Genomic DNA, 20,852 nt, shown 5'->3' on the forward strand with positions numbered 1-20,852 from the left:
GCCCGGGGGCTCCGCCCTGAGGGGCGCGGGGAACTGCGCGACAAGCCACACCCCACCCGCACCGGACAGAACACCCGAGCCCCTACGGCGCATCGAAGCCCCCTCCACCAGGGATATGTCTCCCCCATGATCCTCGACCCCCTGCCCGCAGGTCCTCCGTCCGATTCCCTGCTGGCGGAGCTGACCGCCCTCTACGCCTCCAACTCCGCGTTCCACCGCATCACCGGCGACTTCCCCGACCCGGAGGAGATCCGCCCCGAGCAGGTGGCCGCCGCGCTGGCCGAGGAGCGGGAGCTGCCCGGCACCGAGATCCTGCTCGCCCGCGACTCCGGCCGTCTGACCGGCATCGCCGTCACCCTCGCCCACCACCCCGACCCCGCCGACCCGGACCCCTGGATCGGCCTGCTGATGGTCGACGCGGGGCTGCACGGCCAGGGCCACGGCCGCCGCCTGGCCGCCCTCGTGGAGGACCGCTTCCGCGCGGCCGGCCGCGCTGCCGCCCGCCTGGCCGTCCTCGCGAACAACCCGAGGGCCCTGGCCTTCTGGACCGCCCTGGGCTACGAGGTCCTCGACCACCGCGAGGACCGGGGCATGGGGCGCCCCTGCACCGTCCTCCGCAAAGCACTGACCACGCCGTGAGGCCTCAGGGCCGCTCCGGCTTTCCCTCCCCGTACAGCCAGTCCTCCCAGACCCCCGACAAGTCCGCCCCGGGCGCCTGCTTCTCGGCGTAGGCCTTGAAGTCGGCGGTGTCGGCGTTGCCGTACCGGTACTCGGCCGCCCACCCCTTGAGGATCGAGAAGAACCGGGCGTCCCCTACCGCCTGCCGCACCTTCTGCAGCACCATCGCCCCCCGGAAGTACACCGGCGGGTCGGAGATCCGCCCGGCGCTCGGCGGGTCGGCCGGCGGGAACTCCCAGATCTCCTCCCCTTCCTCCTCCGTGGCGAAGTGCTCACCGGAGTACAGCGCGTCGAACGTCTGCTGCGCGCTGTCCCCGCCGTGGTCCTCCTCCCACAGCCACTCCGCATACGTCGCGAAGCCCTCGTTGAGCCACATGTCCCGCCAGCTCTCCGGCGAGACCGAGTCGCCGTACCACTGGTGGGCGAGCTCGTGGACGAGGAGTGTGATGTCGGGCGCCCCGGGGAACACCGGCCGGCTCTGGGTCTCCAGCGCGTAGCCGACGGACGCGGCGCTGTCGACGATCGCGCCCGCGGAGGAGAAGGGGTACGGCCCGAACCGCCGCTCGGCCCACCGCAGCACCTCGGGCAGCCGCCCGAGCACGGGCCGGCTCGCCGCCGCCTCGGCCGGGTCGACAGCCGTGTACAGGGGCAGGTCCCCGGCTCGGGAGCGGCTGATGTCGAAGCGGCCGATCGCGAGGGTGGCGAGGTAGCTCGCCATCGGCTCCCCGCTGTGCCACACGAACGTCGTACGGCCCCGCACGGTCCGCTCGCTGCGCAACTCCCCGTTGGAGACGGCCCGTAGCCCCTGGGGCACGGTCACCGCGAGGTCGTAGGCCGCCTTGTCGGAGGGGTGGTGGCTGCCGGGGAACCACGCCATCGACCCCGTCGGCTCGCCCAGCGCGAGCGCCCCGTCCGTGGTGCGCAGCCAGCCCTCCTGGGAGCCGTCCGGGTCCGTGACGGTCTCGGGTGCGCCCGCGTAGCGGACCGTCACGCTGAACGTCGCGTCCCGGTCGAGGTCCTCCCGCGGGCGGACGGTGAGCTCCTGCCCGGCGCGGTTCCAGCGGGCTGTCGCGCCGTCGACGGTGATCTTCTCCACCTCCATGCCGAGCAGGTCGAGGTTGAAGGCGGAGAGGTCCTTGGTCGCGCGGGCGGTGAGGGTGGCCGTGCCGGTGAGGTGGTGGTCGGCGGGGTCGTAGGCGAGGCGCAGTCCGTAGTGGGAGACGTCGTAGCCGCCGTTGCCGGCCTTCGGGAAGAACGGGTCGCGGACGCCGGAGCCGCCCGGGGTGCCGTGCACTCCGCCGCCGCACGCGGTGAGCAGGAGCGCGGAGGCGAGCAGGGCGGATACGGGCAGCACGGGGGCGGGCAGGGTGGCTGTGGACAGGATGGGGGCGGACAGGGTGGGGACAAGACGTACAGATCGGGCCACGGACGTGATCCTACGGGCGCGTGACACCATCACCTCCGTGCTCGACATCGGCTACGCCCTCTCCAACCGCTTCCCCGACCCGCCGCAGACCGACTACCGCCACGCGGACGTCCGGGCCCTGCGGCATGACCTGTTCTGCGGCGACGTCTACCTGGCGGACACCAAGACGGACCACGAGGTGTCCACAGCCTGGGGATGGGTGCCGGTGCTCGACTTCGCGTGGGCGCTCTGCGACATCGTGGAGCGAATCGACCGGGACCCGGCGGGCTCACGGGCCTCCCGGCCGCAGCGGGCGGAACTGGACTTCACCGAGTCGACGGACCGGATGCTGTTCGAGCGCCGCTTCGGCTGGGTGGACATCGAGGCCGACTGGATGCGCGCGGAGGAGCCCGCGCTCACCGTCTCCCACAGCGAACTGCGCCGCGAGGCAAGGGACTTCCTGCACGACCTGATCGCCGACCTCACCGACCTCCACGACGACCTCGCGGACAACCCGGCGATCTGGACCCTCCAGGCCCGCTTCCCCCGCCTGCCCTGAACGCCCCTGACGCCGCCCTGGTCAGCCCTCCACCCGGATCCCCCACTGCGCGGCCAGCACCGGCGCCAGGTCCAGCAGCTGCGCCGTGCTGATCACCGCCCCCGACAGGCGGTCCAGCCCGCGGCTGATCTCCAGGGAAGCGGCGCCGCGCAGGTCGACGTCCGTCAGGGTCGCCGCATGGAAGTCGGCGCCCTTCAGCGCGCAGTCCACGAACTCCACGCGCTCCAGGCGGGCGCCGCCGAAGTCCGGCTCGACCAGGACGCAGCCCTCGAAGACGACGTCTCTGAGCCGGGCCGTGCGCAGGTTCAGATAGTCGATCTTGCCGCCGCGGACCAGCACCCGCTCCAGCACCGCCCCGTGCAGCTGCGGTCCGCCGAGCCGGGCATCGGTCAGCTCCACGTCGCGCAGGGTCGCCTCGGCGAGGTCGGTGCCGACGCCGCGGACGCCGGTGAAGACGGAGTCCAGGACGCGGGCGTGCCGCAGCCGGGTCTCGTCCAGCGCGCAGCCCGTCAACGCGCAGTCCATGAAACGGGCGCCCGAGCCGTCCTGCCCGGTGAAGCCGGCCTCCCGGAAATCCAGCCCGTCGTAGTCCCCGTCCGGCTCCAGCTCGCCGCCCCCGTACGGCTCCAGCACCGGCAGCCGCACCTCCGGTCGCCGCGCGCCCTTCACACCCGTACCGCCCGCCGCTCTCCTCGCCATGCGCCCATGCTGCACCCCACCACCGACAACCGGCGCTGACCTGCCCTGACCTGCTCGGACACCGGCGATGTCACATTCCGGCGCCCTCGATCGGTCGTACTCCCAGAAGGCGGCCCCGACCCGAGGGAGATCCAAGTCATGCACCGCATCACCGTCATCGGCGGCGGCTTCGCCGGACTGACCGCGGCCATCACCGCTGCCGAGGCTGGCGCCAGGGTCACCGTCCACGAGGCCCACCACACGCTCGGCGGCCGGGCCCGCACCGCCGATGGCCCGTACCGCACCAACGAGGGCCCGCACGCCCTCTACAACGGCGGCCCGCACTGGGCCTGGCTCAGGCAGCGCGACCTCATCGGGCCGCTCGCCCCGCTGCCGCCCCTGGAAGCGGCCCGGCTCCGGCTCCGGCACCAGGGCGTGCTGCGCCGCACCCCGCCCTTCGCGATGCTGAAGCTGCTGCGCCGGACAGGCCGGCAGGCACCCGTCGACGCCGACTTCCTGACCTGGGCGACGGGCATCGCGGGCGAGGAGGGGGCCAGGGCCGCCGCCCACTACTCGGCGGTCGCCCTGTTCCACCACGATCCCGGATCGCTGTCGGCCGCGTTCGTGCAGGAGCGGCTGCGCCGCGCCACCAAGCTGCCGCCCGAGGCGCACTACCCGCGCGGCGGCTGGGCGAGCCTCATCGACCGGATGGCCGCCCACGCCTGGAACCTTGGCGTCCGGATGGAGACGCTGTCCCGCGTCGACACGCTCCCCACCGACACGCCGGTCGTCGTCGCCACCTCCCTCGACGCCGCCCGCCGCCTGCTCGGCGACGACTCCCTGACCTGGCCGAGCGGCCGCACCGCCCTCGTCGACCTGGCCGTCCGCACCCGGCGCGGCGACGCCTTCGCGGTCTCCGACCTGGACGCACCCGGCTGGCTGGAACGGTTCACGGCCCAGGACCGCAGTCTCGCCCCGGCCGGCGAGCAGTTGATCCAGGGTCAGATCCCCATCGCCCCGCATGAGTCGAAGGCCGACGGCACAGCCCGCGCCGAGCAGTTGCTCGACCTGGGCTTCCCCGGCTGGCGCGAACGGCTCACCTGGCGGCGCGACTCGGTGGCGAACGGCCGTACGGGCGCGGTCGACCTCCCCGGCACCAGCTGGCGCGACCGGCCGGCCGTGGACCGGGGCGACGGGGTCTACCTCGCCGGTGACCAGGTCGCTGCCCCCGGTGTGCTGTCGGAGGTGTCCTTCAACAGCGCCCTGACGGCGGTCTCCCTGGCCCTCGGCCGGCACGAGCTTGACCTCAAGCAAGCTTGAGGTTGAACACTGGTCGCACCGAACGCCCCTCCAGAGGAGTCGCCATGCACGCCATCCGCCTGCACGCCTTCGGCCCGGCCGAGAACCTCAGCTACGAGCGGGTCGAGGACCCCCTGCCGGGCCCGGGGCAGGTCCGGATCGCCGTACGGGCGGCGGGCGTCCACCTCCTGGACGCCGCCCTGCGCGAGGGCATGGCGGGTGGCCCGGCGGCCGAGCCGACGCCGCTGCCGACCATCCCCGGCCGCGAGGTCGCCGGTGTCGTCGAGTCCCTGGGCGAGGGCGTGGCCGAGGTGTGGCTTGGCAAGCAGGTCGTCGCCCACCTCGGCTTCGTCCCGGGCGGCTACGCGGAACTGGCCGTCACCGAGGTCGAGCGCCTGCACGAGATCCCCGGAAACCTGGACTTCGCCGAGGCCGTCGCCATGATCGGCACGGGCCGTACGGCGATGGGGATCCTCCAGTTCGCCGACCTCGGCCCCGACTCCGTGGTCGTCGTCCCGGCCGCCGCCGGAGGCCTCGGCACCCTCCTCGTGCAGTACGCCAAGAACGCCGGCGCGACCGTCGTGGGCCTCGCGGGCGGGCCGGAGAAGACCGCCAGGGTGCAGGCGGGCGGCGCCGACCTCGCCGTCGACTACAAGGACCCCGCCTGGCCCGCGAAGGTCCGCGCGCACCTCGGCGGCCGGACCGCGACCGTCGTCTTCGACGGCGTCGGCGGCGACGTCGCCCGCGAGGCCGTCGCCCTCCTCGGCCCGGGCGGCAAGCACATCGTCTTCGGCTGGTCCGGCGAGGGCATCCAGGGCGGCGGCCCCTACCTCGTCGACGGCGTCTCCGAGGAGGTCCTCGGCCCGGTGATGCTGGGGAAGGCCGGCGGACCCGACCCCGTCCGCACCCTGGAACTGCGCGCCCTCACCGAGGCCGCGTCCGGACGGCTCACCCCGGCCGTCCAGCGCTTCCCGCTGAGCGAGGCGGCGGCGGCGCACCGGGCGCTGGAGACCCGGGGCACGACCGGAAAGGTGGTCCTGGAGCCCTGACCGGCCCCGACAAAATCGCCTGCCCAGCCCGGGGCGCCCGGCTACCGTGCCGAGAGTGATCGACATTCCCCGGGAACTGGCGGCAGCACAGGAGAAGTTCAACGGAGAGGCGGGCCGCGCCTTCATCGCCGGACTACCGGAGCAGTCGGCCCGCTTCCTCGACCACTGGGGCCTGAAGCCCGACGGCCCTCCGATGCACGGCGTTTCCGCCCTGGTCGTGCCGGTCGTCCGGACCGCCGACGGCACCCCCGCGGTCCTCAAGCTCCAGATCCTCGACGAGGAGAGCGCGGGCGAACCGGTCGCGCTGCGCGCCTGGAACGGCGACGGAGCCGTCCGCCTCCTCGACCACGACGAGCCCACCGGCACGATGCTGCTGGAACGCCTCGACGAGACCCGCATGCTGTCCCACGTGCCGGACGTTCACGAGGCCGTGGTCACCATCGCCGAACTCCTGTCCCACCTCACGTCCTTCCCGGCCCCGCCCGGCATGCGCCGCCTCGGCGACATCGCCCGCGGCATGCTCGACCGGACCCCCTGGGCCCTGGCCCGCATCCCCGACCCGGAGGCGCGCGGCCTGATCGCTGACTGCGCGGCCGCCGTCCGCGAGGTCGTCGACCAACCGGGCGACCGCCTCCTCCACTGGGACCTCCACGACGAGAACGTCCTCGCCTCCGGCCGCGCCCCCTGGCTCGCGATCGACCCCAAGCCCCTCGCCGGCGACCCCGGCTTCGAACTGTGGCCCGCCCTCGACAACCGCTACGACCCCGACGACATCCTCTGGCGCTTCGACGCCATGACCGACATCCTCACCCTGGACCGCCCCCGAGCCCACGCCTGGACCCTCGCCCGCCTCCTCCAGAACACCCTGTGGGACATCGAGGACGGCCGCCCCGTCGACGACGCCCAGCTGGAGATCGCCCGGCGGCTGCGCGACCGGATGCAAGTCTCTGCCTTCACTCCCCGGAGCGAATGAGCAATGCACTCATTGACGTCTCGGAATAGGTTTCAACCGTTCCTACGCCGTACCTGTACCGTTCTCTCCGCCATTCCGCCTGCGCTCCTGCCGAGCCGAACAGGGCATCTTCATATGCCGCTATTGTCTTTCTCTTGAGATCGAGGGATGAAATGTAGTGACTGTAAGTGGCCTCCGGACCCCAGAAAGCCGTCACATACCGCGGCCTGCGCGTCACGTTGATCAGGTTGTTATTGTGGTGAACGCGCCCGTGATAGACGACGTACGGCCCGTAATCCCGGCACTCATTCAGAGGGCAGTAGAATTCCCCCTCATACTCCCCCCAGGAGAATCTGGAGATGGAGAATTCTTCATCAATCCTCCCTCGGTCTTTCCTCATGATGTCGATGGAAAGCGAGGCCTTCAACGTGTCGTACTTGCTTCGCCTGGGAATCCTGATTACCGTACTCTTGGCATATTGCTCTCCTTTTTCGAGCCAGGCTCCAGGGTAATAGAAGGGCCCTGAACCTACTGTTGCATCCTCGTCATTACTGGCATGCCGTTGAGCTTCGGCGGTATCGCCGCGATCCTCTGTAGCAGCTGCCCACTGATCCAACCCTTCACCGCTGGCGGAGTAGCTGACCGACGACCCCAGGACCGTGTAATCACTGTTGAGGATGTATACAGGAATCCCCCCATCGTTCTTTGCATGCAACCTTAGCGGAACGTGAATATATTGAGGGTCTGGACTCTTTTGCGGTGTCCCAAATTCCACCTTGAGTGTGATATTGATGGGTGCGGACGTAGGTTGATACATGGTCGAGTAGGCCAGGCTTACCGCCGTAAGGAGTGCCGTTACGGCCACCCCAGCCGCAAACCTCGTCGGATGGGGCACTTCTTTCCACGGCTTTTCGCGAACAAGCAAGCAAAGCGCCCAGAGGGACCAAAAAGAGAGTGGAATAAATGCCAGCAGATAGGGCGTGTATTCCCTCTCTTCGAGCCACATGATCAAAAGCAGAATGCTGGACGCCAGAGTAACTAATGTGCCGACCAGGACGACTGTCCCCGACGGCCTGAACTCCCGCCTGCCCCAATAGTCATACACTGCAAGCACCGCCCCAACCAGCAATAAGCCGGCCAGGATGAAAATGGCTCCTACGATTCGCTGCGCAAAAGTGAGCGCCCGGAGAGCATCCGGCCAGCCGATACTCAGATGCAAGATCGCAGAGCCGAGCATTCCCCCTATCATCAGTGCGAGGATCGTGCGCCGTCTCCATGGGCAGTCGGGCCAGGTCTCCTTGTCACCTCCGCGCCAGTAGAACGATGTGTCATCCAATTCCGCATAGCCGAGGCGGTCGAGAATCTTCCGCAGGTCACGAAGTGACCAGGCGCTGCCGACCACCTCGCCGCCGATTGTGATCTTGCGTAGACCGCGGCCATCAGGCGGACCCACGGTCACCCATGGCTGCATACTCATAGGGCAAAGCTGAAACCTGGGTAAGCGATGCGCACGGGGGGCTACTCCGTTCAGGGTTCCGGCCCACAGCAGCGTGCCGAGCGACGCGCCCTTGATCAATCCTCAGACGCCCTGTACCGCCGCCGTATCCGCTGACGACAAAACCCCAGGTCAGAGCACATCTGACCTGGGGTTTCACCAGAGCCCCCTGTCGGATTCGAACCGACGACCTACGCATTACAAGTTGTCGGATCTTGGTCCAGATGTGTCCGGGGGCATCCACCAAACAGGTTCACCCCTGCTCGGAAAGGGGTGATGGAATCCGGCACACAACGATGGACGACGGCGGATCGGACGTGAGTGAGACTGCAAATGAGACCGGGCCTCGACCTTGTACCCGGCCTCCTTACCCTCCAGACTGGTCGCTGAAGGTTTGACTCTTACCAGTGCCGCGGGCAGCACCAACCCTGCGATCCTATCGCCACAGTTCACTTCCTAGCATCGCCTGAATCTCCATTGGTTCCGTTGTCGATTATGCTAATAAACAACGGATCACCCCTAAGGTCGTCCCAAACCTCATCCTCGCGAGCCATGCGGCGGTACTTTTCTGGACTCGCGGAAACGGCAGTTGCTAGCAACGTGAGCGCCTCACGCACCCTGCCCCTTCTTTTTTCGTTACAGGCGAGATTATAGATTGCCGGCGTATATGTGGGGTCTAGCGCAATCGCTTTGCGATAGAGCTTGTCCGCTCTGTCATAATCCCCCATGTACTTTCCGCGAAGCACTCCAGCGTAGGTCAATGGGACAGGATCCTCCGGCCGCATTTCTGCGGCCTTCAGGTAGGCGTCTTCCGCCTCCACATACTTACCTGCACGCTTAAGCTCATACGCAAGGATGCAGTATGCGTCCGCGTCTAGACGACCGCCTGCGCCTTCGAGAGTCTGGACTCTCGCCTTAAGTTCCGATACGGCGCGCCGATCGTCTTCCGATACAGGACGCCGATCTTCGTCCTTCGTCTCCTCATCGTCAACCTTGTCGCGCTCGGCTTTGCTACCGTGCGAGATGGACCTGATCGCGTCCTGCAGCTCAGCTTTCTCTTGACGCATGGATGCTTCAGCGGAGCTGAGCGCTTGAGCCATTCGAAGCCTCGTAAGCAAGTAGCCAATCAGAAATCCGCCGATGACGTTATAGAGCACAAGCCCAATCGCAAATATCTCACTACTTGCGACATCCCCCAAGGCGGGCTTAAGCCATTCACCCAATGACTCCATGCCGCTCGGTATCCTAATGAGCTGTATCAACCCGACGCCGACTAGGATCTTGGTGAGCCAATCAGATATCTGCTCCAGATTTGTATTTGAGCGGTAGACCGGCCACGGATGCTCAGCGTCAATTTTCCCTGCGGCTTGCATGATGATTTCGCGACGCGAGATGGACTCAACATCTTCGAGGGTTCGCGGGAGCCCGAAAAGAAAACCCAGAAGCAGGCCCAAAGCGAAGGCTGAAGCGCCAGTAAGTACAGTCACTCCCAAGACAGACCAAGCTTTGGTCCATGGGAACTGAAAGAGGTAAGCGATAACCGCTACGGAATAAATAGCGACCGCGGCGGCCGACCACATCTTGATCTCGCGGGCGGCATCGACATTCGCGGCGCTCACTCTACGTGATCGCTTCATGATTCCATGGTTACTCCAGAACGCCATACATGCATCTGGGGCCCCCTCGTGGTGGCCCAGTGGATGGATGGACACGTACCTCACCACGCCGCGGATGAAGCTCGTCCTCGTTCCCTCGATGGCTACTGGTCCAGCCCGCAGCAACATCATCCCGGGGGCCTCGAACGGAAACGCCTGAACGGATTTACAGGGCCGGCGAGGGGCGCGCCGCCCCGCCCCACGTGCTCAAGGTCCACCGCATACTGTCGCGCGCCGTGAACATCGCCTACCGCTGTCAGGCCCATTAGGGGTTGTCTGATCTTGGTCGGGGGTGTCCACCGCCGGAACTCAGTCACGTAATCGCTGTTCAGCAAGGGCGCCCGGCTCTCCCCAACGTCAGTGGACTCCGCTGGAGCCCGACCTCGTTGAGACCACAAGCGAGATGGAGTCTGCGGAAGCGTTTCCGCCTCATCTGGGCCTTGAGCAGGGCAGGTTCCGTCGAACCCCTTGAACGTGTGACGAGATGCTGCATGATTGTGTGGTCGCACCATCACTTGGCGTAGCGCACAACGAGGCGAGGAGAGTCTTGAACCAGCCTGCCGTGCCACGGTTCGCGCCTGAAGAGGTCGCTAAGCAGCTAGGCGCGGAGGCATCGTTCCTCGGCGCCGGCGCCTTCGGCGACACATGGAAGGTAGGCGGTGAGGCAGTCAAGATCATCTGTACCGATGACTACTCCATGGCTCGGCTGGAACGGGAAGTCGAGGGACTTCGACGCGTCAGCTCACCGCACGTCGTCGCCTTCCGCGGCCCCATCACTGTCCAACTTGGCGGTAAAGCCAGGCCAGGGTTGCGGTTCGAGTACATCGCCGGTGGGGACCTTGAGGGGCGGATAGCTGATGGCAAGCTGTTGCCACCCGAGCATGCAGAGGAGTTCCTCAGGGGACTTCTAGTTGGAGTTCAGGCCCTACACAAGGCTGCCACTATCCACCGCGACATCAAGCCCGCGAATATCGCATTGCGTAACGGTAGGTGGTCTGACCCAGTCATTTTGGATCTTGGCCTTGCTAAGCAGATCGACGCGAGCACTATCACCATCTACCCCGGGCATATTGGAACGTTTCCCTACATGGCGCCCGAGCAACTCATCGGACAGCGAGCACGAAAAGCAGCCGATCTGTGGGCTATCGGGGTAACGGTAAGGCACGCCCTGACGGGAAATCACCCCTTCTATAAGATCGAAAACAAGTACACTGTCGACGAGGCGTACACGTGCCTGACTAAGGGGCCACAGCCGCTATCCAGCAACTGCCCAAAAAGCGTCTCGGCAATTCTTGATCGACTCACGTCGGTGGTGGAGCACGAGCGAGGAAGCGTTTCAAGTAATCTGATACGCCTGAGCCGCGATTATTAATTGGGGGATTGAGATGCATCAGGACGAGCCCGATCCGATGCCTGAGGAGGACCTGGATTGGTCAACCGGCGTGGAGGATGAACTCGACTGGCCCGTGGTAGACGAGGAAAAGCTACAAAACGCGGCACTCAATGCCTACCTAGACGCAGAAGACGAATATGTGCCCCTGCCCAGCGAGGATGGCTTCCTCATACTGAGTGGCGATAATGCTGGCAGCGTAGTCACCGCTCCGCCAGCGGGATCAGTGGCGAGTAGAAGCGGTAACGCGCCGCCCAGGATCGAACGCGATGAGGCGCTAGCGGGGTCGCGACCCATTTACCTCGTTCAGCGGGGAGGCAGGTATCACAGGTTCATACCTCGTGTTCTCGTCGGCCTTCACGCATCCTACGGAGACAGCTTGGCTCTGGGGGCAATTGCTAACCTCCCATCAGCCAATTCGCAAGCTCACCGTGATTTCTTCGCTCTTTCTCCAGTCTCAGCGCTTCGGATTGCAGACCCCCGCTGCTACCTCCTCGATACAGACATTCTGAGGTTACCAAAAGAACCGATCAAGGCTCGCGGATACAAGAACGCCCCGTACCTCGCGCACGCCGAAACATCTGGTTGGGTACAGCGCGTGCTCGACGCTCAAAGAGCTTCCGGCGCCAATCTCCTCCTGACCCCAGGAAGGGCGCTCGACCCTGACGATCCTCAAAAATCTCTGGACAGAACTTACGAGCAAGGCGACGACGTCCTTTCTCATCTTGACCGCTGCGAACGCGTCGCTCTAAATCTCACGCTGCCAGCACGCTGGCTTTCGAGCCCTGCGCTCAGAAACCGCCTCCTGGACCAAATCATGGACCAGGATCAATTTGACACCCTGTACGTCCGCGTGCAGTGGGCTCAGGGTAAGGCGTTCATTCCCCCAGACGACGCCGAGCTACTTGCAGGAATCAAGAAGCTTGCAAACCTGTGCGCGGATGAGGAGAGGTGTCTTCTCCTGCCGCAGACTGGTTTGACTGGCTGGTATTCCCTTGCCCACGGAGCTGCTGGGTTTGGACTTGGCGTCAGCGGAGCCGATCAGGCGTTTGCCGAATACGTATTCCGCGCCGGTGCGAAGGGCGCGATTGAACGGTACTTCGAGAGGCAGCTTCTCCACACTCTCGATAGGAACACGCATAACGTACTGGCCAGGACGCCTGGCTATACACGGTGCACATGCCCATACTGCCCTGCGCTCTTCGCAAACGAGCCATGGTCTCACGAACTTTCCGCTCTCCACTACTTACACAGCATGGGGGAACTCACAGCTAAGGTGCACCGAGACTCGGCCCGCAATGGAAGGCACGCCGCTCTTAGAAGAATTGTTGCAGCCGCCCAGAGATTCTCGACTGGTCTGCCCCTCAGTGCGGAACAGTCTCCAAAGCATTTGGACGCCTGGGGTCAGGCCCTGTAGAAGTGGTTAGGTCACTTCCAAACACGTGATGGATGGGGCCGCTCACCTTGCCACGCATGCATAGCTCAGCGGCTCTCTCCACGAGCAGCTCCCTGTAAACACTCCCCCCCTGGCCTCTATCCGGCTTCGGAGGAACCAGCGGCTTGAGCCCGGTCTTCTGGTCTAGAGATGCAAGCCCAATTCCGGCGATCGAGAACCAGTCACGATGTGCGAGAGCCGGAGCGGACAACTCAGCGTCCAGCACTAGCCAGGCCTCATCGGCCGCTAGGCCGTGGCGAAGGGTTTGGTGATACCCTCCTCGCCAATCGCGAATTTTTGCTTCGATGGTGCAGATTCGAGTAGCCAGGCTACGGAATCGGCTCACTGCCCTCCACTGCCCCCTCGAACGCTTCTCTACGTGTCCCGAGCGAGCAAGCCGGGGGAGGACGGCAGAGGAAATATGCCCAGGGCTCAAATGGGTCTGCTTGGCGATCTGAGAGGGAGACAGGGTCTCACCCAGTCTCTTTTGCAGGGAAAATAGGACACTCATGTCAGCAAGGTCCAGGATCAAACCTTGTGATCGCAGACGCCGGCGACGGACCGCCTCTTCATCGAAACATACGAGGACAACGTCAGGGACACCCGAGGTTGACTGAACCTCGAAAAACACCCTGCTTCTGGCGCCAATCAACTTGGATGCATGCTTAACAATCGGTTCGAGCATGTCAGCTTCTCTCACAAATTGCGCTTTTGGCATGAGCGCGGCTCCCTCGACTCGAACCTCGGAACATACACGAGCAATAGAAGTCTAGCGGACATTCTGGCGTCCTCGATGACGGAGCGACTAAATCGATGTCGTTGCATCTGCCTTGAGCGTCGACCTGCAAATTGCACGTCCGATTTTTCGACCTACCATCCGAGAGATCACCGACATGGCTCCTTCTCAGTCGCCAGTTGACAGACTGGTCTGTCTCTAGGATCGCCTCCTTCTTTACAGTCGCCCTATCCAGCTCCAAAGCACTCCGCCCAGCGGAAGCGCCAGGCCGGTTCTTCGCTCGACAAACGACCGACGGCTAGAGCCAGTGCCTGGCCCTTGATCCACTACTCAGGCTGGATGGCGACGTGACGCACTCTGCAAGGATTGCTCCTCATGGGAGTCTTGTGGGTGACGACGGGCGCACGGAGAGGGAGAGCGAGTGTCGCAGCAGGCCAACCCTCGGGGGACCTTCCTGAAGATTGCCGACTCGGTGAAGCAGCAGATCGAGGCCGACCCTGACATGACGGAGCTTCCGTCTTTGGCTGAAGTGATGCACGCCTACCAGGTCTCGCGAGGAGTCGCCCTCCGCGCGTTCAGCGTGCTGCGGCTGGAAGGTATGGCCGAACCATCGCCAGGTGAGCGGTGGCGCGTTGTGCGCGCAGGTGCGCGAGTCGACCGGCGACCGCTCGATCAGCGGATCGCTGACATCATCACGGCTGAGGGGCTCAAGGTGGGGGAAGCGTTCCCGAGCGCTTCCGTGCTCGCCGAGCGGTTCGGCGTATCACGTCCGACAGTGGCCAAAGCACTGGAGAAGTTGGAAACCGCCGGCGTGCTGGCGGGGGGCGGACAGGGCAAGGTGCGGACCGTCCGCACCTTGCCGACGCGAGAGGAGAGTTCGTAGCTTGCCGAAGTTGACGGAGTGGGCCTATCCCTTGGCTGAGTCCCTGCTCGCCGAGCCGCTGCCGCGGCGATGGAAGCACTGCCTCGGTGTCGCCGACAGAGCCCGCACAATCGCGCTCGTTCTAGACCAGGACGCGGATCTGCTGGAGGCTGCCGCAGTCCTGCATGACATCGGCTACGCGCCGGACCTGGCCAAGACGGGCTTTCACCCGCTCGACGGCGCGCGCTACCTCCGAGACGTGGCCGGCGCCGACAAACGGATCATCAACCTCGTCGCCCACCACTCCTGCGCCTGGATGGAGGCGGAAGCGCGCGGCATGCGCGAGGAGCTGGAGAGCGAGTTCCCACGCGAGAGCGCGCACCTGAACGACGCGCTCTGCTACTGCGACATGAACACCACACCGGACGGCACGTCCACGACCCCGATCGACCGGATCAACGAGATCGCCGGACGGTACGGGCCGGACAGCCTGATCGGGCAGTTCATCCGCCGGGCCGAACCGGAAATCCTGGCCTGCACGTCCCGCGTGCTCGAACGGGTCGCCGCCGCCAAGCGTTAGCCGATGTAGGGAGTCGTGCGCGCCCGGTCCATGGCGTGCTCGATCCGGAGCCGCATCGTGGGGTGCACGTCCAACGTCGTCAGGTCCGCTGGGTCGACCCAGCGGACCTGAGTCGTCTCGTTGCTCGTCCGGAGTTCACCGCCAATCGGCCGCGCGCGGAAGCAAATGCTGAACTGTTGACGGACCTCGCCGTCGTCGTACTGCATCACGTGCCCGGGGTCCGTGTAGATCCCGGACATGTTGACGACTTCCGCCTTGATCCCGGTCTCTTCCCAGACCTCGCGGACAACGGTGTCGCTGATCGACTCCCCCACGTCGTGACCACCGCCGGGCAGTGCCCAGCGCCCGTTGTCGGAACGCTGAATCATCAGCACCTGTCCCGCGTCGTTCTGTACGAACGCGACGACGGACGGCACGACCGAGTTGGCCGGCGGGGCGTCCGGGTCGTGCAGGTAGTCGATACGTCCCATGGTCAAGCTCCCGTGATGTCGCGTTCGGTTACCGGCCTGGCGCCTTCCCAGGTCTGCTGAACGCTATTGGCGAAGGTGTCGAACAGACCACCTCCGGGGAGTCGCCGCAGGTGGAACACGGGCGCCATGTAGGCGCCGATGCCGTACACGTGCGTGTTGGCCAACATCTCGTCATCGGCGCGGTAGATCGAGTTGTAGAGCACCGTGTCGTGCAGGCGGAAGGCAATCTCGGGGTGGCTGGTGAACAGCGGCCGGTAGTTCACCAGCGCATTGCGGATCTTGCCATCCATGATGCGGTGACCTTCGTCGATGCCGCGTCGGACAACGGCTTCACACTCTGGATCGCCCATGAGCACGCGGATACGGACCCCACTCTCGGCCTTCTGCTTCAGCGTCGAGAAGAAGAGCGGGTCCTCCGCCAGGTAGATGCCGGCGTACACAAGGATGTCGATGCGCTCCGTGGCCCGCTCGCACATCTGGCGCCAGAGGGCTGACGGCACGACGTGCCGGTGGGGGTAGACGGCCGCGATCTCGGCTTTGGTCAGATCCGCTGCGCTTTCGACAGCACGGCTGTCATCCCACAGCGTCGTCACGTCGACGTTCAGCGCCGCCGCCGTTGCGTACTGGTGACGCCGGTACGGGACTTTGCCCTGCGTGATCCAGCGTTCGATCGTCTTCGGGATGACGCCGATCTCTTCGGCGAGGCTCTGCACGGTCATGCCGCGTGCGAGGAGGGCGGACCGTAAACGTTCATTCGACATCTGCACCCCCGTAGGGACTTCTAGGGACTTCTTGACCGTAGCTAGAAGGCCGACAGCTGTCTACGTGCGAGGTAACCAACTCCCCTGACCAGCAGCGATTCTGAATGTGCGCCAAGAAGTGCCGGCGCGAAACCAGGAGGTTCCGTCGGCGTACTTGACGGACCCTCATGCGGAACCTGTAAAACAGGTACCGCAACGGCCGAGTGCACCACCTCGGTCGGAACGCGGCTTCATGCCGCATGCGCAGAAGGCGGGGACGCTGCAATCCCGCTGAAGGCCAGGCAGAACAGGGTTTCGGCCCGTACTGGCGAGGTGGCCCGGCGACCGCGAGCAACGGCCGGAGGGTGGGGACGTGGTCCCCCTTGCAGTGCTTTACCCCTGCTGACCCCGACAGACAGGCATTCCAGTGCATCGACGAAGACTTTGGGCGCCGCCGTGACGGATCGGCCGGCGGGTGCCAGCACGTCATCCAGGTCCGCGAGCGGAAGGCACGCTCGCGGCCGAACCGGTCCGCTCCCTTCCTGTCCTCGCAGCGGCTAACGCTGCGGCCGGTTGCCTCCCTCGCCCGTCCGGGCCCGCGTACCGCGCGGGCGCCGTACGGGCGGGGCGCGGGGAGCCGAGACGTTTCCGGCTTCAACGGCAAGCGGCCCCCGGGGTGCCACCCGGGAGCCGCGTTCGGGCCGTTCCACACTTCGAGAGGAACACGACCCATGAAGATTCTCCCCCTTCACATGCTGTCCGACATCGACGCGAGCGAGCAGGACCGCGAGCCGACGGACGCGGAGCTGGACGCCATCGACGCCGAGATGCCGCTGATCCGCGCGGAGGTCGAGGAGCTGGACGTTCAGATCAGCCTCATGGACCGGCCGGTGACCGAGCTGGACGCGCGACGGCTGCGCCGGGCCCGCCGCAAGGTGCTGGCCACGCGTCGCGAGCTCACGAACCAGACCCGCACGGTGACGGAGGTGGGGGCGTGAGCGAGGACCTGACGCTGGACGGCCTGGCCGTGCCGCTGCGGGCGCTGCGCCTGCTGGCCGTGGACTTCAGCCACCTTCCCGCGCCGGACGTGCATGTGTCCCCCGTCTTCCCGGACCGGCTGGAGCTGAGCTTCCACCGCGGCCTGCCGGACTTCGAGGTCTGGCGGGAGGCGCTGGGCATCTCCCCGGGCGCGGTGGTCTACCGCGAGCAGGGCGACGGCCGAACGCGCGTGCTGAAGGCGTCCGCCGACTTCGCGGGATCCGTGCTGGAGTTGACCGGCTACAGCAATGCATGCGCCCCGGAGCCCATTGGGGGCGCGGCGTGATCCGCATTGTGACCACCGGCCGTCTGCGTCGGCTGGAGCGGGAGACCGAGCAGGCACGCATCCGCGCCCGGGACACGCAGGCGCAGGCGGATGCCGCCTGGGGCCGCCATGTGCGGGAGCTCTTCGCTGTCACCAATCGCGCGGAGCGGGCGGAGGCTGCCACGGCCGAGGTGGGCGAGCTCCTGGCCGGCGCGGTGGCGGAGCTGTCTGCCGCGCAGCAGGAACTGCTGCTGAAGGACATCGAGATCCGCCGGCTGCGGGAGCAGTTGGAGGGCGAGTCGATGGAGGGGCGGTCGCTGACGGTGCTGTTGCACTACGGCGAGCCGCACACCATCTACGCCTGCCGCGAGGACGCTTACGCCGATACCGCCACCCACGGCGCCGATCCGGACCGGTGGGTGCCCTCGGGTGAACGCCCGGCGTCCGCGTCCATGTGGCGGTGTGAGGCGTTCATCTACAACGCCGCCTCCAATGGGTTCCGCCGCGCTCACATGCCCGACCGCAAGCCGATCGAGGGGGCAGCGTGAACAGTGTTCAGACGCGTTCAGCGGAGCGCGCCCTGTCGGGCGGTACGTGGCTGATCGTGTGTGGGGCGATGCTGTACTCGATCCTCACCGTGACGCCGCTGATGGCCAAGCACACGGCCGAGAAATGGGACTGGACGGCCCCGATCCTGCCTCTGGTTGTGGACGCGGCGGTGGTCATCGTGGTCAAGCTCGATGACGTGCTGGCCCGCCTGGGCGGCAACGCCGGACGCTGGCCCATCACCCTGCGTTGGATGACGGGCTTGATGACCCTCGCCCTCAACACCGCTGACTCCGCACTGAAGAAAGACCTGGTGGGCGTGGCCGTCCACTCGGTTGCTCCGCTGCTGCTGATCGTCACGGCAGAGACCAGCCTGGCCTACCGGCGGGCGATCGCCGCCGCCGTGGCGGCCCTGGAAGCTGAGCAGAAAGCCGAGCGGGAACGGCGGGAGCGGGTGGCCCGGGAACGGGCCGAGCAGGCCCGCGCGGAGGCGCGGGAGGAGCGTGAGCACGCCTCGATGTTGGCGCGTGAACAGCGTGAACATGAAGCCCGCTTGGCCCGTGAGCAGGCGGAGCGGGAGGAGCGGCAGCGGCGCGAGGAGCGTGAGGCCCGGGAGCGGGCTGAGGCTGCCGAGCGGGAGGCTCGTGAACGCCGTGAACGCGAGCGTGAACAGCGTGAACAAGAGCGGCTGCGGCTTGAACAGCAGGCCCGGGGGCGGGCCGAGGCCGAGCAGCGCGAGCGCGCCGAGAAGGCGGAGCGTGAACGCCGTGAACGCGAGGAGCGGGCCGAGCGTGAACGCGCCGCGCTGCTGGAGCGCGGCCCGGCTGAGGACAAGCTGCCGGAGGTCGAGGCGCGCCGGATCGTGGCCGCTGCCTTCGAGTCGGGCCTGTCGGTGCGCCAGGCGGCGGAGCTGTGCGGCTGGTCGGTCGGCTGGGTCTCCCAGCGCTACGCCGAGCACCGCGCCCCCGCCGCCGGTGGTCGCGCTGAACTCGCCATCGCGGGTCAGTGATGGGTGCCCTTCCCGTCTACCGGTGGCGCCTGGCGTCGGACGGGTTAGCCACGCGCCGCCAGCTGCGCGCCCTCGGGCTGCGGCCCGGTGGACAGGACGTGGCAGCGCAAGTGGAGCGTCCCCGGCGCCGTCGTGACCCGCTGGTCGCCTACCTCTACCGCATAGACACGGCGAAGCCGGTTCGGCCGATGACGCCCGCGAAGTGGGCGGCCCTGGCCAAGGCCAACGCCGCCCGCCGTATCTGCCCCGAGTGCCGGCGGGATGCCGGATACGTCATCCCGCCGGCACTCGGCATGTGCACCCCCGGGCGCCTATCCCGACGAACAGCGCGCCGCATAAGCCCTGTTGGCGGGCCCGGCCATACGCCTCCTACAGCCCTGGCCGGGCCCTACTCCCGTGAAGGAGTGCTCACAGCATGACGGAACTCAGCACCGAGCCGGTAGCCGTCGAGGCTCCCGCGCCCGCACCGCCCCCTCCCTCACCTGCACCAACGGAGCAGGCTCCGGCTCCGGTTGTGGCCGAGGTGGAGCACACACCCGGCGGCTGGCCGGTCGTGCCGCTCGCTCTGTCCGGGGCGAACAGCACCGTGGGCATGGTCGCCACCGCCGCCCTGGCCGGCGGCCCGATCGCCGCGATGGTGGCCGCGACCGGCGCCGCCGTCCTCGGCACCGTCGCCGCCACCCGCAGCCGCAAGGCCGACCCGCGCAAGGAAGCCCGGAGGGCAGCGGCCCGTACCGCCGGCCGGTCCGCTGCCCGCAGCGCGGGTCTGCGCCGCGGCGGTGCGGGAGCGCCCGGCAGCCGCGCTGGGGGCCGATCGTCTGCTGCTCGTGGTGGCCGATCGGGCAGCGGGTCCGGCCAGCACCGCCGCGGAGCGGGCACGAGTGCCCGGCACGGCAGCACCGCCACGGCCGGGAAGACCCGCAGCAAGGCCGGTCAGGGCTCGTCCAAGCGCGCGGCCGGCGCCCTGGGTAAGGCGGCGGGCCGGGTAGGACAGGTCAAGGCTCTGCGGAGCGCGCAGCAGGCCACGGCCGGATCCCGCGCCGGACAGCGTGCACAGACCACCGCCGCCCGCCGCGCGGTCGCCGACGCTCGCCGCAACGCCAAGGCCCGCACCACCGGCGGCGGCAAGGACGCCCTGTCCCGCGCCGGGCGAAAGGGTGCTCTGGCGGGCCGGATGCTCGGGGGCACCGCGCGTAAGGCCCGCGCCGCGCGGGACGCTGCGGTCGCCAAGAGCCGCGCCAAGCGGGACGCCAAGACGGCCGGCACGGTCGCGGCCAAGCGGGCAGCGGTCCGCAAAGCCCCGGCCCGCCGGGCGGCCCGGGAGGCTTTGCGCCGCTCTGCGGCCCGCTTCCACGGCCGTCGCCTGCTCGCCGCCCTGCTCGCCCTGCCGGTTGGTCTGCTCGGGCTGGTCACCAGCCCGATCGGTCGGAAGCTCAACCTGCCCTGGCTGATCCACCCCGGCCGGCGCCTATACCGGCGGCTGGCCGGTGTCTCTGCCGAGCAGCGGGCCGCGCGGGATGAGGCCATCCGCCAGGAGCAGGCCGAGCAGGAAGCCGCCGCCGACGCGGAGGCGGCAAAGGACGGCGCGGACGGCATCGCGGACAGCGTCGAGCGGCCCGCGTCCACCGTTCCCACCAGCACAAACGACCCGAGTGAAGGAGCGCACGTGTCCGGTTTCCGGTTCGAAGAGGCCGCTGCCGAAATGGAGCAGGCCGCCAACTCCTACGACCCCGACAACGCCATGGAGATCCTCGCCATGGTCGAGGGCCTGCCCGCCGCACTCACGAGCGTGGCGAACGTGATGAAGATCCTCGCGGAGCGCTCCGACTCGGAGTTCCCGCTGGAGAAGGCGGTTGCCGACGGCTTCAACGACATCTTCGGCGCCCTCATGGCCGCCGTCGCGGTCGCGGAGGACATGGGCCCGCTGTTCCGCGAGGTGCACGAGCAGGACATCGCCCGGCACGAGGACCCCCGCAACGGCACCGAGGCCGAGAAGGGCTGGAACGTCTGA

20 protein-coding genes and 1 pseudogene are annotated in these 20,852 nt (G+C 67.1%); 15 read left to right on the forward strand and 6 right to left on the reverse strand.

Annotated features, from left to right (window positions below):
• Positions 1-126: 126 nt before the first annotated feature.
• On the forward strand, positions 127-639 hold the full coding sequence (locus OO68_RS29740; RefSeq protein WP_033312270.1) for a GNAT family N-acetyltransferase: 513 nt from the start codon (positions 127-129) through the stop codon (positions 637-639).
• A 4-nt stretch (positions 640-643) separates the two neighbouring features.
• Here OO68_RS29740 and OO68_RS29745 read toward each other — a convergent pair whose 3' ends face one another.
• Positions 644-2,134 (reverse strand): M1 family metallopeptidase, encoded by a 1,491-nt coding sequence (locus OO68_RS29745; RefSeq protein ID WP_167345928.1) that lies wholly within the window; start codon positions 2,132-2,134, stop codon positions 644-646.
• A gap of 7 nt (positions 2,135-2,141) precedes the next feature.
• Here OO68_RS29745 and OO68_RS29750 point away from each other — a divergent pair, with 7 nt between their 5' ends.
• Positions 2,142-2,642 carry a hypothetical protein gene (locus OO68_RS29750; protein ID WP_033312407.1) on the forward strand — a complete coding sequence of 167 codons (501 nt, stop codon included), beginning with the start codon at positions 2,142-2,144 and terminating at the stop codon, positions 2,640-2,642.
• 21 nt (positions 2,643-2,663) lie between these two features.
• Here the strand turns inward: OO68_RS29750 and OO68_RS29755 are convergent, their stop codons facing one another.
• Positions 2,664-3,341 (reverse strand): pentapeptide repeat-containing protein, encoded by a 678-nt coding sequence (locus tag OO68_RS29755; RefSeq protein WP_078625518.1) that lies wholly within the window; start codon positions 3,339-3,341, stop codon positions 2,664-2,666.
• Between the two features lie 138 nt (positions 3,342-3,479).
• Here OO68_RS29755 and OO68_RS29760 point away from each other — a divergent pair, with 138 nt between their 5' ends.
• From OO68_RS29760 to OO68_RS29770, 3 genes are read left to right on the forward strand one after another with little or no spacing between them, the layout of a single operon-like run.
• Complete coding sequence (locus OO68_RS29760) at positions 3,480-4,640, forward strand: FAD-dependent oxidoreductase (RefSeq protein ID WP_033312272.1); 1,161 nt, start codon at positions 3,480-3,482, stop codon at positions 4,638-4,640.
• 44 nt (positions 4,641-4,684) lie between these two features.
• On the forward strand, positions 4,685-5,668 hold the full coding sequence (locus OO68_RS29765) for a zinc-binding dehydrogenase (RefSeq protein ID WP_033312273.1): 984 nt from the start codon (positions 4,685-4,687) through the stop codon (positions 5,666-5,668).
• Positions 5,669-5,714: 46 nt separating this feature from the next.
• Positions 5,715-6,641 (forward strand): aminoglycoside phosphotransferase family protein, encoded by a 927-nt coding sequence (locus OO68_RS29770; RefSeq protein WP_063739346.1) that lies wholly within the window; start codon positions 5,715-5,717, stop codon positions 6,639-6,641.
• On the opposite strand, the gene OO68_RS46350 is transcribed toward OO68_RS29770, so the two are convergent.
• Complete coding sequence (locus OO68_RS46350; protein ID WP_157852760.1) at positions 6,622-8,097, reverse strand: YidH family protein; 1,476 nt, start codon at positions 8,095-8,097, stop codon at positions 6,622-6,624. The two genes, OO68_RS29770 and OO68_RS46350, sit on opposite strands and share 20 nt — an antisense overlap.
• A 467-nt stretch (positions 8,098-8,564) precedes the next feature.
• The gene (locus OO68_RS45690; RefSeq protein ID WP_167345924.1) at positions 8,565-9,752 is read right to left on the reverse strand and encodes a tetratricopeptide repeat protein; all 1,188 of its coding nucleotides are present in this window, start codon (positions 9,750-9,752) and stop codon (positions 8,565-8,567) included.
• 565 nt (positions 9,753-10,317) lie between these two features.
• Between OO68_RS45690 and OO68_RS44470 the strand changes: the two genes are divergently transcribed.
• From OO68_RS44470 to OO68_RS29855, 4 genes are all read left to right on the forward strand, one after another.
• Positions 10,318-11,142, forward strand: coding sequence for a serine/threonine-protein kinase (locus tag OO68_RS44470; protein WP_157852761.1), 825 nt, complete (start codon positions 10,318-10,320; stop codon positions 11,140-11,142).
• Positions 11,143-11,155: 13 nt separating this feature from the next.
• Positions 11,156-12,577: a hypothetical protein gene (locus OO68_RS46355; RefSeq protein WP_157852762.1), complete on the forward strand. Its 1,422-nt coding sequence runs from the start codon at positions 11,156-11,158 to the stop codon at positions 12,575-12,577.
• A 1,175-nt stretch (positions 12,578-13,752) separates the two neighbouring features.
• Entirely contained in the window at positions 13,753-14,214 is a 462-nt protein-coding gene (locus OO68_RS29850; protein ID WP_033312275.1) for a GntR family transcriptional regulator, read from the forward strand.
• Position 14,215: 1 nt separating this feature from the next.
• Positions 14,216-14,773, forward strand: coding sequence for an HD domain-containing protein (locus OO68_RS29855; RefSeq protein ID WP_033312276.1), 558 nt, complete (start codon positions 14,216-14,218; stop codon positions 14,771-14,773).
• Here the strand turns inward: OO68_RS29855 and OO68_RS29860 are convergent.
• A complete protein-coding gene (locus OO68_RS29860) occupies positions 14,770-15,243 on the reverse strand; it encodes an NUDIX domain-containing protein (RefSeq protein ID WP_033312277.1) in 474 nt (157 codons plus the stop codon). The genes OO68_RS29855 and OO68_RS29860 overlap by 4 nt on opposite strands.
• 2 nt (positions 15,244-15,245) lie before the next feature.
• On the reverse strand, positions 15,246-15,962 hold the full coding sequence (locus OO68_RS29865; protein ID WP_078625521.1) for an XRE family transcriptional regulator: 717 nt from the start codon (positions 15,960-15,962) through the stop codon (positions 15,246-15,248).
• Between the two features lie 752 nt (positions 15,963-16,714).
• On the opposite strand from OO68_RS29865, the gene OO68_RS29870 reads away from it, so the two are divergent.
• The 6 genes and pseudogenes from OO68_RS29870 (at position 16,715) to OO68_RS29890 (ending at position 20,852) form a co-directional block, all read left to right on the forward strand.
• Positions 16,715-16,981, forward strand: coding sequence for a DUF6284 family protein (locus OO68_RS29870; protein WP_033312279.1), 267 nt, complete (start codon positions 16,715-16,717; stop codon positions 16,979-16,981).
• The gene (locus OO68_RS29875) at positions 16,978-17,307 is read left to right on the forward strand and encodes a hypothetical protein (RefSeq protein ID WP_033312280.1); all 330 of its coding nucleotides are present in this window, start codon (positions 16,978-16,980) and stop codon (positions 17,305-17,307) included. Before OO68_RS29870 ends, OO68_RS29875 begins: the two co-directional genes overlap by 4 nt.
• Positions 17,304-17,834 carry a hypothetical protein gene (locus OO68_RS29880; protein ID WP_033312281.1) on the forward strand — a complete coding sequence of 177 codons (531 nt, stop codon included), beginning with the start codon at positions 17,304-17,306 and terminating at the stop codon, positions 17,832-17,834. Before OO68_RS29875 ends, OO68_RS29880 begins: the two co-directional genes overlap by 4 nt.
• On the forward strand, positions 17,831-18,841 hold the full coding sequence (locus OO68_RS29885; RefSeq protein WP_033312282.1) for an RNA polymerase sigma factor sigma-70 region 4 domain-containing protein: 1,011 nt from the start codon (positions 17,831-17,833) through the stop codon (positions 18,839-18,841). The genes OO68_RS29880 and OO68_RS29885 overlap by 4 nt, the downstream gene beginning before the upstream one ends.
• Positions 18,841-19,180 (forward strand): annotated as a pseudogene (locus tag OO68_RS47840) (RRQRL motif-containing zinc-binding protein). The gene OO68_RS29885 and the pseudogene OO68_RS47840 overlap by 1 nt, the downstream one beginning before the upstream one ends.
• Positions 19,181-19,256: 76 nt before the next feature.
• Positions 19,257-20,852, forward strand: coding sequence for a hypothetical protein (locus OO68_RS29890; protein ID WP_033312283.1), 1,596 nt, complete (start codon positions 19,257-19,259; stop codon positions 20,850-20,852).

Source organism: Streptomyces iakyrus (assembly GCF_000717055.1).
Classification (GTDB): Bacteria; Actinomycetota; Actinomycetes; order Streptomycetales; family Streptomycetaceae; genus Streptomyces; species Streptomyces iakyrus.

Excerpts from the sequence above, each read along its gene's own strand:
- OO68_RS29740 (WP_033312270.1), top strand. The coding sequence starts at position 127 with ATGATCCTCGACCCCCTGCCCGCAGGTCCTCCGTCCGATTCCCTGCTG.
- OO68_RS29745 (WP_167345928.1), bottom strand. The coding sequence starts at position 2,134 with ATGGTGTCACGCGCCCGTAGGATCACGTCCGTGGCCCGATCTGTACGT.
- OO68_RS29755 (WP_078625518.1), bottom strand. The coding sequence starts at position 3,341 with ATGGCGAGGAGAGCGGCGGGCGGTACGGGTGTGAAGGGCGCGCGGCGA.
- OO68_RS29760 (WP_033312272.1), top strand. The coding sequence starts at position 3,480 with ATGCACCGCATCACCGTCATCGGCGGCGGCTTCGCCGGACTGACCGCG.
- OO68_RS29765 (WP_033312273.1), top strand. The coding sequence starts at position 4,685 with ATGCACGCCATCCGCCTGCACGCCTTCGGCCCGGCCGAGAACCTCAGC.
- OO68_RS46350 (WP_157852760.1), bottom strand. The coding sequence starts at position 8,097 with ATGAGTATGCAGCCATGGGTGACCGTGGGTCCGCCTGATGGCCGCGGT.
- OO68_RS45690 (WP_167345924.1), bottom strand. The coding sequence starts at position 9,752 with ATGAAGCGATCACGTAGAGTGAGCGCCGCGAATGTCGATGCCGCCCGC.
- OO68_RS46355 (WP_157852762.1), top strand. The coding sequence starts at position 11,156 with ATGCATCAGGACGAGCCCGATCCGATGCCTGAGGAGGACCTGGATTGG.
- OO68_RS29860 (WP_033312277.1), bottom strand. The coding sequence starts at position 15,243 with ATGGGACGTATCGACTACCTGCACGACCCGGACGCCCCGCCGGCCAAC.
- OO68_RS29865 (WP_078625521.1), bottom strand. The coding sequence starts at position 15,962 with ATGACCGTGCAGAGCCTCGCCGAAGAGATCGGCGTCATCCCGAAGACG.
- OO68_RS29870 (WP_033312279.1), top strand. The coding sequence starts at position 16,715 with ATGAAGATTCTCCCCCTTCACATGCTGTCCGACATCGACGCGAGCGAG.
- OO68_RS29890 (WP_033312283.1), top strand. The coding sequence starts at position 19,257 with ATGACGGAACTCAGCACCGAGCCGGTAGCCGTCGAGGCTCCCGCGCCC.